The following is a 15,202-nucleotide window of genomic DNA, read 5'->3' on the forward strand; positions in this document are numbered from 1 at the left end:
CGCGGAGCAACCGACGACCGACAATGACCCGGTCTAGGTGGTCGGGACAAGGAATGCAGCGCAACGCTGGCACTGTGATGACAGCCTTGCCGGTCGCCTGGTGCCCTACCCAACGGTCTAGGTGCGATGAGACTTGCACCGCAACATCGGCTTGTTAAAGGTGGGGGCAACGACGGACATAGCTGTCCTTGCTCGCCGATCTGACCGGAAGGTTACCGCACGATGCTGCTCATGAAACGACGATTGGGGGCCAGGGAGCCGGCGCGCCCGGCACGGCGTCCCGGGAACCTGACGGCGATGTTCGTCCTGATAGCCGGGCCGCTCGTCCTTGGCATCGCCCTCCTGTTGGCTGGTCCGGCACAGGCCCAGGCACCGGCCGCCGTCACGCCGGACAAGGTCAAACAGCTGTTCGAGCTTCTCGACGATCCGTCGGTGAAGGCCTGGGTGGCCGAGCAACGAAATCAGGGCGCAGGATCGACGGAAGCGCCTGCCGAGACTAGCGCTCCGCCGGCCGACGCCGTGGCCGCACCGGGCCAGATGAATACTATGGCATCCTCGACGCTCGATCGGATCAAGCATCACATCGAAAAGATCGTGCGAACCTTGCCTTCGCTGCCGGACCAGTTCGCGCGCGTCCGGGCCAATACCATGGACGATATGTCCAGCAAGGGCCCCGTCAGCATATTGGTGCTGATTGCGATCTTTATCGCTGCCGGCCTGGCGCTCACCTGGGCAATATACAAGCTCACCCGTCCATTTCGTCTTTGGATCATCGCGCAACCCAGAGATACGCCCATCGGGCGGGCCAAGAAGATCGGCGGCCGCACGCTTTATTCCAGCATGATGATCGGCTCGTTCGCGCTGGGCAGCGCCGGTGCGTTCATGCTGTTCGACTGGCCAGCGCTCATCCGCGAGATTGTGCTGACATTTCTGATGGCTGCGGTCTTTACGTGGGCTGTGCGCCTATACGTGATGGCCACACTCGTCCCTTCTTTCATGGAGGTCGAGCACGCCATCGAGGTTCGTGCCCTGCCGATCACCGACGGAGCTGCTGACCATTGGGCTTATTGGCTGCCCCGGATCGTCGGCGTTTTCGCCTTCTTCGCCGCCGCGTTTGTCCTCTTGCCGGGTCTCGGCATAGACCAGGACGGAATGATGGTCCTGTCCGTCGGCGCCGATTTCATATTGCTGTTGCTCTTCCTGCTGGCCATTTGGCGTCGGCCAAGAACGCAGCGAGACGGCGCGCGCCACAGCGGTCACACGGCAGTGACATGGTTGTTGACGGCTTATTTCGTCGTTCTGTTCCTCGAACGCATTGCCGGCCTCTACACATTCTTCTGGTTTACCTTCACCGCATTCTTCCTGCCTTTGGCAATTGTGCTGACAGAGCGCGGGGTTAATTTCGTCCTGCGGCCCGGTTCGGAAGATGCGGGCCGGCCGACGATCCCGGCGGTGACGATCGCTGTCATCGATCGCGGTATCCGGATGATTTTCATCCTCGCGGCGGCTTACCTTCTCGCACGCGTACTGGGCCTGGACATGCAATCCATGCGCGGCAGCGATACGACCACCATGCTCATATTGCGCGGCTTGATCAACGTCGTGGTCATTGCCCTTGCTGCCGATTTCGGCTGGTCGATCATCAAAGCGTTGATCGAACGAAAGCTGGGCGTCGCGATACCGCAAGCCGTGATGGGCGAGGAGGACATCCTCACCCTCGATCCGCATCAGGCGCGGCTGCACACGCTGTTGCCGATCATTCAGAACATTCTGCTCGCGGTGATCATCGTGATGGCGGTGCTGATGATGCTCGCTTCGATCGGAATCCAGATCGGCCCGCTGATCGCCGGCGCCGGCGTCGTCGGCGTCGCCGTGGGTTTTGGCGCGCAAACCATCGTCAAGGACGTGATCTCTGGCGTGTTTTATCTGCTCGACGATGCTTTCCGTGTCGGCGAATACATTTCATCGGGCAGCTACAGGGGTACGGTGGAGAGCTTTTCGCTGCGCTCGGTGAAGCTGCGCCACCATCGTGGTCCGCTGTTCACGATACCTTTCGGTGAACTCGGCGCCGTGCAGAACCAGAGCCGTGACTGGGTCACCGACAAATTCAACATCACCGTTGGCTATGACACCGATATCGACTTTGCTCGCAAACTGATCAAGCGAATTGGCCTGGAACTGGCCGAAGATCCGGAGTTCAAACACTGGGTGATCGAACCGATCAAGATGCAGGGCGTGCAGGAGTTCGGCGAGTACGGCATCGTCTTGAGGGTCAAGGTTACGACCAGACCTGGAGGCGCCTTCAGCATGAAAGGCAGGTTCTTTTTGCGCCTCCGCCAGGCCTTCAAGGAGCAGGGCATCGAACTCCCATTCCCGACCGTCCACGTCCAGGGGCTGCAAGACCCGCATGGGACAGAGAATGCGCGTTTGGAGATCACACCCGAATTACGAATGGCCGTCGCCCAGTCGCACACCAATCGGCGCAGAAAAAAAGCGAGCACAACGGAGTAGGACGCCGTGATACCGGCCGGCCGCAACACGGCTTTCCGCGCAAAACCAGGACCCACGACACCACGCTAGTCGGAACTGCCGATAGCGGTGACGCGATCGCCGCCAACCAGCACCAGCGTGGCGTTTCTGAGGCCAAGCTTGACGAAAAGAGCAGATACGCTGGCCTTTCCGCAAGGCTCAGAGCGCAATCCAGGCGGTCTTGAGGTGGACAAATTTCTCCAGCGCATGCAGCGACTTGTCACGGCCGAAACCGGACTGTTTGACGCCGCCAAGCGGCACGGTGATATCGGCTCCGCCATAGGTGTTGACGTGGACGACACCGGCGTTGATGGCGCGCACCATGCGATGGGCCGTGGAAAGATTGGCGGTCCACACCGCCGAGGCAAGTCCGTAGACAGTGGAGTTGGCGAGATGCACCGCCTCCTCCTCGGTCTCGAAGCGCATCGCGCCGAGCACCGGTCCGAACACCTCCTCGCGCGCCAACTGCATCTCTTGCGTCACGTTCTCGAAGATCGTCGGCGCCATGTAGCTGCCGCCAGTCTCGGTCAGTATCCGTTCGCCACCGGCGACGAGACGGGCGCCTTCGGCTTGCGCCATGGCGACGAAGCCGAGATTCTTGTCCAGCTGTTCGGCGCTCGATACCGCACCGATATCGCTGGCGAGATCGAGCGGGTCGCCGACCTTGAGCCGCGTGGTTGCCGAGACAAGTTCGTCCATGAAAAGATCATAGACCGACGACTGGACGAGCAGACGCGAGCCCGCCACGCAGACCTGGCCTGAATTGCGAAAGATGCCGTTGGCCGATACGACCGCCGCCTGCTTCAGGTCCGGAGCGTCGGCAAAGACGATGTTGGGCGACTTGCCGCCAAGCTCGAGGAAGACCCGCTTCAAATTGGAACGGGCGGAGTATTCGAGCAGCCGCCGGCCGACCGGCCCCGATCCGGTAAAGGCGATGGCGTCGACATCCATATGCAGGCCAAGCGCTTCGCCGGCGACAGCACCATGACCGGTAACGACGTTGAACACGCCCTCGGGAAGTCCAGCCTCGCTTGCGAGTTCGGCCAGCCGCAGCAAGGTCAGCGAGGCGATCTCCGGCGGCTTGACGACGACGCTGTTGCCGGTGGCCAGTGCGGGCGCAATCTTCCAGGCGCCGATCATCAGCGGGAAGTTCCACGGCACGATGACGCCGACGACACCGAGTGGCTCCCTGTGGATCAGCCCGAGCACATTGTCGGCCGTCGGCGCGATCTCGCCATAGACCTTATCGATCGCCTCGGCGTAGTAGCGGATGGTGCCGGCCGCCGACAGCGGCTCGGCCTTGTAGGCCATGCCGATCTCGGTGCCGTTGTCGCGCACGCCAAGCACGGCCAGCTCATCGACATGTTTTTCGATCAGCTCGGCAAATTTCGTCAGCACCTTCTTGCGAAAGGCAGGGGCGGCGCGCGACCATAAACCCTTCTCAAATGCTTTTCGCGCCGATCGGACCGCGCGATCGATGTCGGCGGCATTGCCGTCGGCGATGCTGGCAAAAGCGCGGCCGTCGATCGGCGAAATCACCGCCAGCGTCGCGCCGCTCGTCGCTGCGGCCTGTACGCCATCGATAAACAAGCCCCGCTCGCCGATCTCCGTCTTGCGCAGCGCGTCGATGGCATTCTGGCTGATCATTGGTGGCGGACTCCCAGGGAAACATACAACGTGGTTGGCGCGCGGAATTCCCAGCCGCGAAACACCGGCACCTTGCCCGGCACCAGACTGAGATCGGGGAAGCGCAGGAGCAGCAGCCTTAATGCAAGGCACATCTGCTCGCGCGCGAAAAACCGGCCCGAACAGAAATGATGACCAAAGCCGAAGGCGGCATGATTGCCTTCCCTGCGGTTGATGTCGAAGCGGTCTGGATCGGCAAAGCGGCTCTCGTCGCGGCTTGCCGAGGAGACAAGTGCAGCGACCGCGGCGCCGGCAGGGATCGTTACGCCGCCAAGCTCGACCGCCCGCGTCGTCTGCCGCGTCTGGGTGCCGATCGGCGCCACCCAGCGCAAGCCTTCATCGACAGCCCTGGGCACAAAGGTCTCGGGATCGGCGAGCACCTGCCGCAATTGTTCGGAATGCGCAAGCAGGCCGGCGAGGATCGAACCGGCACCATGTCCGGGCTCCTGCATGCCGCCAAGCAGGATGACCTTGATGCTTGGCATCAAGAAATCGATCGGCCGCGTCGTGCCTTCCGGCATGCCGTCATGCAGCATATGCGATAGCGCCGAGTCGTCGGGTGCGCGCGCCAGTCTATCCAGAGTCGGCCGGATGGCTGCGCCGACCTCGGCGCTGATCGCGTCGGCGATCTCTTGCCGCTTCGGGTCGTTCTCGAAATTGATGGCGCCCTGCGCAAGGCCATAGAACCAGCGGCGCAGCGTCGGCATGTCGATGTCGGCAAGGCCAAGCGAGCGCGCCAGGCTGAGCGTCGACACCGGCTCGAAATAATCCGCCATCAGCTCGGCGGAGCCTTGTTCGGCGATCCGGTCGAGAAAAGGTTCGGCAATCGACCGTACGAGATCGCCGGCATAGGCGGCGACGGTGCGCGGCCGGTATTTCGGATCGACGCCTTGGCGCAGCTGTCTATGCGTTTCGCCGTCGGTAGTCAGGATGGTCGGCTTGCCGAACGAGCGTTCGACCGGAGACGTACCGACGACGGCGGAGAAGATGTCGGGTGACTTTGCGACGGTCTCGACGTCCTTCCAGCGGGTGACGAACCAGAGATTGACCGCCGGCACGAAAGCGACAGGCGCGCTGCGCCGCAGTTCCGCATAGATCGGATACGGATCGGCTTCCAGCGCCTCAACGGTGATGCTCTCGGCAAAGCTCAACGCCGTTACTCCCTTGCGCTGGAAAGGGGCGGCGCCGAACGCGCTACCCCCTTGTCCTTTGTCCCTAGTCCTTCAGCGGCACCCCGAGATTTTCGAAGGCAACCGGATCCCGGCTCTTCAACGCACCGGCAAGCAGCAGGCCGACCACCGCGGCGATCAGCACCAGTCCCGGAAGGAACACGCCAAGGAAGCCACCGGCCCCGGACAGGCTGCCGAAATTGATGACGATCAGGTAGATGATGATGACGAAGGCGATGAAGGTCAGCCCCGGCAGGATGGTGGTCTTCAGCGCGTTTTCCTGGGCAGACGGATTGGCGCGAAAGTACATCACCACGGCGAGCGAGGCCACAGCCATCATCACGATGACTCCGAGCGTCGCGACATTGGTCAGCCAGGAAAACAGCGCCAGCACCGGATCGAGGCCGAGTATCGCGAACAGTCCGATGACGAGCGCGGCCAACACGCTCTGGATGACGGAAGCGGCATGCGGGCTCTGGTGCACTGAATGCGTCACGCCGATCGCTTCAGGCAACAGCTTCTCGCGGCCCGAGACGTAGATGTAGCGGGCAACGGCGTTGTGGAACGCCAGCACGCCGGCAAACAGGCTCGATACGAACAGGATGCCCATGGCGTGCGACAGCATGGTTCCGGCGTAGCGGTCGGACAGGCCGAACAGGAAGGTCGTCGGATCCTGAAGCGCCTGCAGTGCAGACAACAATTTGTCGACGCCGGCCCCGACCGCCATCAGCCAGGCCGTGACCATGTAGAAGACGCCGATCAGCAACACTGAGAAATAGGTGGCGCGCGGAATGGTCACCTTGGGGTCGCGGGCTTCCTCGGCGTAGATCGTCGTCGCCTCGAAACCGATGAAGGCGGCGAAACAGAACAGGATGGCGATGGCGGGCGAGCCGCTGACGATGTGGCTCCAGCTGAACGGCGCCGCCGAGAGACCACTGTCGCCACCGGTCTTGAGGATGGCGAGGTCTAGCACCAGCACAACGATGTATTCGCACAGCACCAGCAACGTCAGGATCTTGGCCGACAGGTCGACCTGGCGGTAGCCCAATACCGCGACGATGGCGACGGCGATGAAGCTCCACACCCACCAGGGCAGGTCGATGCCCCAGCCGGCGAACAGGCCGGCGGTCGCGGCCCCCAGCAGGCCCATGACCCCGATCTGCATGGCGTTGTAGGACAGGATCGCGATGATTGCGGTTGCGCCGCCGGCAAAACCGCCGAGCCCGCGCGCGGCATAGGCATAGAAGGCGCCGGCATTGCCGACATGGCGCGACATGGCGACGTAGCCGACGGCAAACAGCAGCAGCAACACGGTCACGATAAGATAGGTGCCGGCAAAGCCCGCCCCATTGCCCATAAGCATGCCTAGCGGCGTGCCGCCGGCGACCGCGGTGAGCGGCGCCGCCGCCGAAATCACCATGAAGGTGATAGCGCCGACGCCAAGACTGTTCTTGCGCAGCCTGTTGGCGGGCGCCTGTTCCGAAACTGCTGACATTTGTCCCTCCAGTCTTACGAACCCCTGGGTTCGCGGCCGCTCGGCCTGTTCCCTGAATGCCATTGGTTCATTATTTGAACCCTTATTTTGAATATAGACTTGCAAAGAATGCGGATGCCTGTCAAGTTAATTCACACATTAAGTTTCTATCCGAGCGGGAGGCTGGATGGGTACGGTCGGCAAGGCGATTTCACTTCTGGAGCTGTTCACGGCGGACGAGCCCGAGCTCGGACTTTCCGATCTCGCGCGGCGGTGTGCGTTCGACAAGGCGACGACGCGGCGGCTGCTGGTGGCGCTTGGCGGCCATGGTTTCGTCGAGCAGGATGCCGGCACGCGGCACTATCGCCTCGGCGCCGGCCTGTCGCGGCTGGCGCGTATCCGCGAAGCCTGCTTCCCGTTCCTGCAAACGGCAATTCCCGTGGCGCAGGATTTGGCGGGTTCGACAACCGAGACGGTGCATCTGTCGGAATTCGGCGTCGACAGGCTGATCACCGTTTATGTCGAGCATTCAAGCTGGGCAAACCGGGTGAACATCGATGTCGGCCAGCTTCTGCCGCTGCATTCCACCGCCTCCGGCATCGCCTATCTCGCCTTCGCCGACAACGCGACCGTGAAAGCATGCCTGACAGGTTCGCTTGAGGCCTTCACCGATCATACCCTCGTCGAGCCGGCCGCCATTTCAAAGTCGATCGGCGAGGCGCGCGACCGCGGCTATTCGATCTGCGACCAGGGCCATGAGGACGGCGTGATCGGCGTCGCGGCTGCAATCCGCGCCGCCGATGGTCTTGCGCTGGGGACAATTGCGGTGGCAGCCCCGAAGGCCAGGACGACACCGGCTACGATCGTGGAACGAGGGCTTGCGGTTGTGACCGCGGCACGGGAGATTTCGATGCGCCTCAATGGCGAAAACCTGCAAACCCTGAGGAGGCAGGCCTGATGTCTGCAGATATGGCGACGCCCCGCATCCTGGTCATCGGCACGGGCGACACCAAGACCGACGAACTGCTGTTCATGAAAGCGTGTATCGAGGCATCCGGTGGCCGCGCCGTGATGATGGATGTCAGCGTGCTGGGCGCCCCCGCCTATAGTCCCGATCACGACAAGCATGCCGTTGCGCGGGCCGCTGGCGTGACGATGGCCGAAATCGTCTCGAGCGGCGACGAAAACACCGCCATGACATTGATGGCCGTCGGCGCCGTTCAGCTGGTGCGCCAGCTTCACCAGCGCGGCGAGATCGACGCCTTCATCGCCATCGGTGGTTCGATGGGAACCGATTTGGCGCTCGATGTCGCGCTGTGCCTGCCGCTCGGCGTGCCGAAATTCGTCGTCTCGACCATCGCCTACTCGCATCTCATTCCGCCCGAGCGCGTCGCGCCCGACCTGATGATGATCCTGTGGGCAGGCGGGCTCTACGGCCTCAACACCATCTGCAAGCTGGTCCTTTCCCAGGCCTGCGGCGCGGTGGTCGGTGCGGCGAGGATCGTGCTTGCATCCCGTGCTTCGGCCCCGGCGGTCGGACCGACCATCGGCATGACTTCGCTGGGCAGCAGTTGCCTGCGCTATATGAAGACGCTGAAGCCGGCGTTGGAGCAGCGCGGCTATGACGTCGCAGTCTTTCACACCACCGGGATGGGGGGCCGGGCCTTCGAATCGATCGCCAGCCAGGACCATTTCTGCGCGGTGTTCGACTTCAGCCTGCAGGAGATCACCAATCATCTTGCCGGTTCGGTCGTCAGCTCCGGCGCCGACCGGCTCGAGAATGCCGGCGCCCGCGGCATTCCGCAGATCGCAGCCCCTGGCGCCGTAGACATGGTCGATTTGCCGACCTGGCAGGCGCTGCCGACAAAGTTCGCGCAGCGGCCATTCCATGCTCATAACAGGTTGATCGGCTCGATCACCGTCGATGCCGCCGACCGCCGTGAAGTCGCCAGGACCATCGCCGCCAAGCTCGGTGCGTCGAAGGGGCGCTCCGCTTTCATCCTGCCCTCCGGCGGCATCCAGGAATGGGATGCGCAGGGCGAGCCGCTGTACGAACCCGAAGCCCTCGCGGCGTTCACCGATGAGATGCGCAAGGCCATTCCCGCCGGCGTCGAGTTCCACGAGATCGACGCCCACATCAACAGCGACGAGTTCGTCGGCAAGGCGCTCGAAATCTTCGACCGCTGGGTCGAGGAAGGCATCATCCCGCGCGGCATGCCGGCCAAGGGAGTGGCTGCGTGAGCGCTGTTCCTGCCCAGGCGCTCGTCCTCGATTTCGGCGGCGTCGTCACCCGGACCCTTTTCGAGACCCATGCCTTGACCGAACAGGCGCTCGGCCTCGCGCCGGGAACGCTGCAATGGCACGGGCCGTTCGACCCGGATTCAGATCCGCTGTGGCGCTCCATGCAGGCCAACGACATCAGCGAGCGCGATTATTGGCGCACCCGCACCAGCGAAGTCGGCCGGCTCGTCGGCGAGGACTGGGAGGCAATGGAGACATTCGTCCAGCGCGCACGCGGAGCCGAGCCGGAAAAGATCGTGCGGCCCGAAGCCGTCCGCGCCATCCGGACCGTGCATGCGGCGGGATTTCGCCTGGCGATCCTGTCCAACGAGCTAGATCTGTTCTATGGCGCCGGCTTCCGTCAGCGGCTGCCGCTGCTCGAGCTGTTCGACACCATCGTCGACGCCACCTATACCCGCATCCTCAAGCCCGATCCGCGCGCCTATGCCTTGGTGGCCGAGGCGCTTGGCCTGCCTGCCCGCGCCTGTGTGTTCGTTGACGACCAGCAGCGCAATGTCGATGGCGGCCGTGCCGTCGGCATGCGCACCGTTCATTTCGACGTCGCGCGGCCGGCACTTTCCTATGCCGAGGCCCTCGGCCATTTCGACCTCATCTCCTGAGACATTTGCGGAGCCTTGCGATGCGCGACATCAATTTCCTCACCGAGAAAAACGCCAAGCCGATCTGGCATCCGATGGCACACCCGGCCGAGATGCGGGCCAACCCGCCAAAGGTGATCATGAAAGGCGAAGGCGTGATGGTCACCGACATCGACGGCAACACCGTGCTCGATGCGGTTGGCGGACTGTGGAACGTCAATCTCGGCTACTCCTGCGACCCGATCAAGAAGGCCATCGCCGACCAGCTCAGCGCCCTGCCCTACTATTCCGGGTTTCGCGGCACGTCGACCGGCCCGTCGATCGAGCTCGCTTACGAACTCAGCGAATGGTTCGAACCGGAAGGCATGGTGCGGACCTTCTTCACCTCGGGCGGCTCGGATTCGGTCGAAACCGCACTGCGGCTCGCCCGCCAATACTGGAAGATCCGCGGCCAGGGCGACCGGACAAAATTCCTCGCGCTGAAGAAGGGCTATCACGGCACCCATTTCGGTGGCGCGTCAGTCAACGGCAACGCCAATTTCCGCCGCAACTATGAGCCGCTTATGCCCGGCGTCTTCCACATTCCCGCACCCTGGACCTTCCGCAATCCGTTCGATGAGACCGATCCGGCGCGGCTGGCCAAACTGTGCGCCAAAGCGCTGGAGGATGAGATCGCCTTCCAGGGCGGCGACACCATTGCCGCCTTCATCATGGAGCCGGTTCTCGGCGCCGGCGGCGTCATCGTTCCGCATGACAGCTTCATGCCGCTGGTCCGCGAGATATGCGACCGCCACGAAATCCTGCTGATCGCCGACGAGGTGGTCACGGGGTTCGGTCGCACCGGCGCCTGGTCGGGTTCGCGGCTATCCGGCGTGAAGCCGGATTTCATGACCATCGCCAAGGCGATCACCTCGGGCTATTTCCCGCTCGGCGCCACCTTGATCGGCGCCAAGGTCGCCGACGTCTTCGAGGCCGACAAGACCAGCTTCGGGGCGATCGGTCATGGCTATACCTATTCCGGCCATCCTGTCGGCTGCGCGGCAGGGCTGGCTGCACTTGCCGAGACCAAGCGGCTTCGCCTGGACGAGAACGCAGCCGCGCGCGGCATCGAGCTCGCGGCGACGCTGGAGGGGCTAAAAGCCAAGCACGCGATCGTCGGCGACATCAGGTACAAGGGCCTGATGGCTGCGCTAGAGCTGGTCTCCGATCGCACGACGAAAAAGCCGGTGGACAAGAAGACCATGGCCGTGGTTTCGGAAGCCACTTATGACGCCGGCGTCATGCTGCGCGTGTCCGGCAACAACATCATCCTGTCGCCGCCGCTGATCATCGGCGCCGCCGACGTGGCAAAGATCGGCGAGGCCATCGATGCAGGTCTGTCGAGGGCCTGATAGACCCGCTGACGCAATGGAGTTTGGTACGCAATGACCCAATCTGAGAAGAACCCGAGCGAGGAAGCGCTCGTCAAGCGGCGTGCCCGCCTGCTCGGCGCGAAATCGCAATTGTTCTACGACGAGCCCGTGCACCTGGTGCGCGGCGAAGGCGTCTGGCTCTACGATGCCGACGGCCGCAAGTATCTCGATGCCTACAACAACGTCGCCCATGTCGGCCATTGCCACCCGCATGTGGTCGAGGCCTTGTGCCGTCAGGCAAGCCTGCTCAACACCCACACACGCTATCTGCACACCGCAATTCTCGACTATGTCGAGCGGCTGACGGCGACCTTCAATGCAAGCCTCGCCACCGCAATCCTGACCTGCACCGGCAGCGAGGCCAACGACATCGCGCTGCGCATGGCGCAGGCCGCCTCCGGCAATATGGGCATCATCGCCACCGACGCCACCTATCATGGCAACACGACGGCGGTTTCGCAGCTGAGCACGCGCATGCCTCCGATCCGCGGCCGCGCCCCCCATGTCAGGCTGGTGCCGGCCCCCGACAGCTATCGCCATCCCGATGCGATGGCCAATGGCAAGGCCTTTGGCGACGCCGTGCGTCAAGCGATCGCCTCGCTGGCACAGGATGGCATTGGCCTGTCTGGCATCATCTTGTGTCCGCTGCTCGCCAATGAAGGTTTCCCGGCTCTGCCCACCGGATTTTTCGACGACGCCTTGGGGGCCGTGCGCGAAGCCGGTGGTCTGGTCATCGCCGACGAAGTGCAGCCCGGCTTCGGCCGCACCGGCAGCCATTTCTGGGGCCATCAGCGCGCCGGCTTCGTCCCCGACATCGTCACCATGGGCAAGCCGATGGGCAATGGCCATCCGATCGCGGCCGTGGTCACCACCAAGGAGATACTGGCGACCTTCCGCGACGCTTTCCGCTACTTCAACACCTTTGGCGGCAACCCGGTCTCCTGCGCAGTCGCCAATGCCGTCCTCGACGTCATCGAACAGGAAAACCTTGTCGCCAACGCGCAAGACGTCGGTGCCTGTGCGCTTGGCCTGCTGCGCCCGCTGGCCGATCGGCATGAGTGCATCGGCGAGGTCAGGGGGGCCGGACTGTTCTTCGGCGCCGAGCTGGTCCACGACCGCGACACGCGCGAACCGGCGCCCGACATTGCCGAGCAGGTCGCCAATCGCATGCGCCATCGCGGCGTGCTGATGGGCAAGACCGGCATCCACGGCAATGTGCTCAAGATCCGCCCGCCCATGCCGTTCTCGCGCGACAATGCCGAGTTCCTGATCGGCCTGCTGGACGAGGTGCTGGGCCAAGTCGGCGGAGTGCCGGCGTGAATTCTGTTTCCACCCAATCCCAGCCCGAAACGGCAGCCGATGTCACGGAGCTCGCCAGGCGTGCGCTCGAACATTGGGGCGTCCGCAACTCTGAGCCGGAACTTCTGAAGCACCGCGAGAACGCCGTCTTCCGCGTGCGGCTGCCGGATGGCCAGCCGGCAGCCATGCGCATCCACCGGCTCGGCTACCACACGGACGCCGCGCTGCGTTCGGAACTGCAATGGATGGGCTTCCTGCAATCCGCCGGCGTCGCCACGCCGTCTTGCGTCGCAACACAGGCCGGCGATCCGTTCGTGCTTGTCAGAACGGCCACCTCGGCGCAGCCCCGGCAGGCCGATTGCCTGAGCTGGCTGGAGGGCCGCGCCGTGGGCGCACGCGGCGTGCCACTGGCCTACACGGCCGACCAGTCGATCCAGATCTTCACGGCGATCGGGCGGACCATCGCCCATATGCACAATGTCACTGCCTCGTGGACGCCGCCCGCGGGCTTCGTCCGCCATGCCTGGGACTTCGACGGCTTCTTCGGTGCGAACCCGGTCTGGGGCCGGTTCGAGACCTCGCCCTTTCTCGATGGTCCTCGCCGCGCGCTGGTCTTGCAGGCGCGCGACAAGGCAGTGAAGGCGCTGTCGGAACATGAGCGCAGCGCGCGCAATTTCGGCATCATCCACGCCGATCTGGTGCGCGAAAATGTGCTCATCCATGACAGCGCGGTGCGCATCATCGATTTCGACGATTGCGGCCATGGCTGGCACATGTACGACCTTGCCGTCGCCCTCTATCAGAACCGCGAGGAGGCGATCTACCCGCTGATCGAAACCGCTTTGCTTGACGGCTACCAGCAAGAGCGTGCGCTGATCCCGCAGGACATCGCCGCATTGCCTCTATTCGCCGCGTTGCGTGCCTTCGCCTTTCTTGGCTGGGTGCAAAGCCGCGTCGAAGGCGACATCACCAGGGATGTCGGCTTGCGGATGTCGACCATCGCAGCCGATGTGGTGATTGACTACCTGCGCGGCGAACAGCCCAACTGACGAGCCGATGAGAGCCGTCAGCTCTTGGCGAAATGGATGCTGACCGTTCCCGAGCTGCCGAAGTCGGCGACGATGGTATCGCCGGGCCGCGCCTCGACCGGGCGCACAAACGATCCGGACAGCACCACCTCGCCGGCCGCGATGGACATGCCGTAGCGGGCGAGCCTGTCCGCCAGCCAGGCAATGCCCATCGCCGGATGGTTGAGCACGCCGGCGCCAAGCCCGGTCTCCTCGACCTCCGCATTGCGCGAGACGATGGCGCCGATCCAGCGCATATCGGCTTCATCGGGTCGTTGCGGCCGGCCGCCGATGACAATGCCGGCATTGGCGGCGTTGTCGGAAATCGTATCGAAGAAAGTGCGCGCCTTCTTTGTCTCGGCATTGACGCGTTCGATGCGCGTGTCGAGGATTTCGAGCGCCGGCGTGATATAATCGGTGGCGTTGAGCACGTCGAAGATGGTCACGCCTGGGCCCCTCAGCGGCGCCTTCATGACGAAGGCTATCTCGGCCTCGACGCGCGGCTGGATGAAGCGGCCGACGGGTATCGTCGCGCCGTCGTTGAAGAACATGTCGTCGAACAGTACGCCCGAATCCGGCGTGTCGATGGCGAGCGCATATTGCATCGCCTTCGATGTCAGGCCGATCTTCCAGCCCTTCGGGGTCAGCCCGGCATCGGTCTTGCGTTTCACCAGCGCTGCCTGGACGCGATAGGCATCCTCCATCGTCGCGTCGGGAAAATCGAGGCTGAGCAGACGGATCTGGCGGCGCGAACGCTCGGCTTCGAACAGCCTTGCCGCGGCATCTTCAGCTTGCTCGGGGGTCACGATGCTACCTCGTCGACGACGCCGTTGCGGAGCACGCCGATGCCGTCGGCTTCGACTTCGATCACGTCGCCCGGCTTCAGCCAGATCGGCGGGTCGAAGCGGGCGCCGGCGCCGGTCGGCGTACCGGTGACGATGATATCGCCTGGCACCAGCGTGGTGAAGGTGGAGACATAGGCGATGATCTTGCGGAACGAGAAGATCATCCGGCTGGTGCGGTCCTGCTGGCGCAATTCGCCATTGACGCGGGTGGTCAGCGCGATGTCGGCAATCTGCGCCTCGTCGGTGAACGGCACCAGCCACGGACCGAGCGAGCCGGTGCGGTCGAAATTCTTGCCCTGCGTGACGTTGAACTTGGCGTGCCGTACCCAATCGCGAATGGTGCCTTCGTTGCACAGGGATAGTGCCGCGATATGGTCAAGCGCATCCCTCTCGGCGATGCGTCGTCCACCCTTGCCGATGACGATGACGATCTCGCCCTCATAGTCCAGCTGCGGCGATTCCGGCGGCCGCACCAGCGGCGCGTCGTGGCCGACGAAGGAGCGGGGGAAGCGGATGAACAGCGACGGATTGGAGGGCGCTGCCTGGCCGTCTTTGTACTCCTCGTTGCGGTCGGGATAGTTGACGCCGACGCAGACGATCTTTTCCGGGGACGGCACAGGGATTTCATAAGCGACGGCGTCGACTGGAAAATCGACGGCGTAGGCTTCGGCCTCTTCCGCCAGCCGCCGTAGCACGCCGGCCTCGATCACTTCGCGCAGCGTCGGCCACTGGCTGTGCCGCGCCGACAGGTCGACGACGCCCTTATCTGTGACCACGCCATAGCGCGTCTTGCCGCCGACAGTGAAGGTGGCGAGCCGCCCATGTGCAGTCATCCCGGTCTC

12 protein-coding genes are annotated in these 15,202 nt (G+C 63.7%); 7 read left to right on the forward strand and 5 right to left on the reverse strand.

The genetic code is table 11. The features are described 5' to 3' along the window. Nucleotides 1–222 precede the first annotated feature (222 nt). Nucleotides 223–2,511, forward strand: a complete 2,289-nt coding sequence (locus NKH35_RS08080; protein ID WP_352914075.1) for a mechanosensitive ion channel family protein — start codon at nt 223–225, stop codon at nt 2,509–2,511. A gap of 177 nt (nt 2,512–2,688) precedes the next feature. Here NKH35_RS08080 and NKH35_RS08085 read toward each other — a convergent pair whose 3' ends face one another. From NKH35_RS08085 to NKH35_RS08095, 3 genes are all read right to left on the reverse strand, one after another. After that, on the reverse strand, nt 2,689–4,176 hold the full coding sequence (locus tag NKH35_RS08085) for an aldehyde dehydrogenase (RefSeq protein WP_352914077.1): 1,488 nt from the start codon (nt 4,174–4,176) through the stop codon (nt 2,689–2,691). After that, on the reverse strand, nt 4,173–5,366 hold the full coding sequence (locus NKH35_RS08090) for a cytochrome P450 (RefSeq protein WP_352914079.1): 1,194 nt from the start codon (nt 5,364–5,366) through the stop codon (nt 4,173–4,175). Before NKH35_RS08090 ends, NKH35_RS08085 begins: the two co-directional genes overlap by 4 nt. 64 nt (nt 5,367–5,430) lie before the next feature. After that, complete coding sequence (locus tag NKH35_RS08095; protein ID WP_352914081.1) at nt 5,431–6,879, reverse strand: APC family permease; 1,449 nt, start codon at nt 6,877–6,879, stop codon at nt 5,431–5,433. Nucleotides 6,880–7,045: 166 nt separating this feature from the next. Here NKH35_RS08095 and NKH35_RS08100 point away from each other — a divergent pair, with 166 nt between their 5' ends. From NKH35_RS08100 to NKH35_RS08125, 6 genes are read left to right on the forward strand one after another with little or no spacing between them, the layout of a single operon-like run. Beyond that, a complete protein-coding gene (locus NKH35_RS08100) occupies nt 7,046–7,816 on the forward strand; it encodes an IclR family transcriptional regulator (RefSeq protein WP_023732266.1) in 771 nt (256 codons plus the stop codon). Continuing rightward, entirely contained in the window at nt 7,816–9,099 is a 1,284-nt protein-coding gene (locus NKH35_RS08105) for a Tm-1-like ATP-binding domain-containing protein (RefSeq protein ID WP_023686943.1), read from the forward strand. The genes NKH35_RS08100 and NKH35_RS08105 overlap by 1 nt, the downstream gene beginning before the upstream one ends. Then, on the forward strand, nt 9,096–9,758 hold the full coding sequence (locus NKH35_RS08110) for an HAD family hydrolase (RefSeq protein ID WP_352914083.1): 663 nt from the start codon (nt 9,096–9,098) through the stop codon (nt 9,756–9,758). Before NKH35_RS08105 ends, NKH35_RS08110 begins: the two co-directional genes overlap by 4 nt. Nucleotides 9,759–9,778: 20 nt before the next feature. After that, the gene (locus NKH35_RS08115) at nt 9,779–11,128 is read left to right on the forward strand and encodes an aminotransferase class III-fold pyridoxal phosphate-dependent enzyme (protein ID WP_023708115.1); all 1,350 of its coding nucleotides are present in this window, start codon (nt 9,779–9,781) and stop codon (nt 11,126–11,128) included. A 33-nt stretch (nt 11,129–11,161) separates the two neighbouring features. After that, nucleotides 11,162–12,469: an aminotransferase class III-fold pyridoxal phosphate-dependent enzyme gene (locus NKH35_RS08120; RefSeq protein ID WP_023732267.1), complete on the forward strand. Its 1,308-nt coding sequence runs from the start codon at nt 11,162–11,164 to the stop codon at nt 12,467–12,469. Continuing rightward, nucleotides 12,466–13,497, forward strand: coding sequence for a phosphotransferase enzyme family protein (locus tag NKH35_RS08125; RefSeq protein ID WP_023667832.1), 1,032 nt, complete (start codon nt 12,466–12,468; stop codon nt 13,495–13,497). Before NKH35_RS08120 ends, NKH35_RS08125 begins: the two co-directional genes overlap by 4 nt. A gap of 17 nt (nt 13,498–13,514) precedes the next feature. Here the strand turns inward: NKH35_RS08125 and hpaH are convergent, their stop codons facing one another. Together hpaH and NKH35_RS08135 are read right to left on the reverse strand one after the other, a co-directional pair. Continuing rightward, nucleotides 13,515–14,324: a 2-oxo-hept-4-ene-1,7-dioate hydratase gene (gene hpaH / locus NKH35_RS08130; RefSeq protein WP_023682710.1), complete on the reverse strand. Its 810-nt coding sequence runs from the start codon at nt 14,322–14,324 to the stop codon at nt 13,515–13,517. Further along, entirely contained in the window at nt 14,318–15,193 is an 876-nt protein-coding gene (locus NKH35_RS08135; protein WP_352914087.1) for a fumarylacetoacetate hydrolase family protein, read from the reverse strand. The genes hpaH and NKH35_RS08135 overlap by 7 nt, the downstream gene beginning before the upstream one ends. Nucleotides 15,194–15,202: the final 9 nt, after the last annotated feature.

Source organism: Mesorhizobium sp. M1143 (assembly GCF_040318435.1).
GTDB lineage: Bacteria > Pseudomonadota > Alphaproteobacteria > Rhizobiales > Rhizobiaceae > Mesorhizobium.

Excerpts from the sequence above, each read along its gene's own strand:
- NKH35_RS08105 (WP_023686943.1), top strand. The coding sequence starts at position 7,816 with ATGTCTGCAGATATGGCGACGCCCCGCATCCTGGTCATCGGCACGGGC.
- NKH35_RS08095 (WP_352914081.1), bottom strand. The coding sequence starts at position 6,879 with ATGTCAGCAGTTTCGGAACAGGCGCCCGCCAACAGGCTGCGCAAGAAC.
- NKH35_RS08115 (WP_023708115.1), top strand. The coding sequence starts at position 9,779 with ATGCGCGACATCAATTTCCTCACCGAGAAAAACGCCAAGCCGATCTGG.
- NKH35_RS08085 (WP_352914077.1), bottom strand. The coding sequence starts at position 4,176 with ATGATCAGCCAGAATGCCATCGACGCGCTGCGCAAGACGGAGATCGGC.
- NKH35_RS08100 (WP_023732266.1), top strand. The coding sequence starts at position 7,046 with ATGGGTACGGTCGGCAAGGCGATTTCACTTCTGGAGCTGTTCACGGCG.
- NKH35_RS08080 (WP_352914075.1), top strand. The coding sequence starts at position 223 with ATGCTGCTCATGAAACGACGATTGGGGGCCAGGGAGCCGGCGCGCCCG.
- NKH35_RS08120 (WP_023732267.1), top strand. The coding sequence starts at position 11,162 with ATGACCCAATCTGAGAAGAACCCGAGCGAGGAAGCGCTCGTCAAGCGG.
- NKH35_RS08135 (WP_352914087.1), bottom strand. The coding sequence starts at position 15,193 with ATGACTGCACATGGGCGGCTCGCCACCTTCACTGTCGGCGGCAAGACG.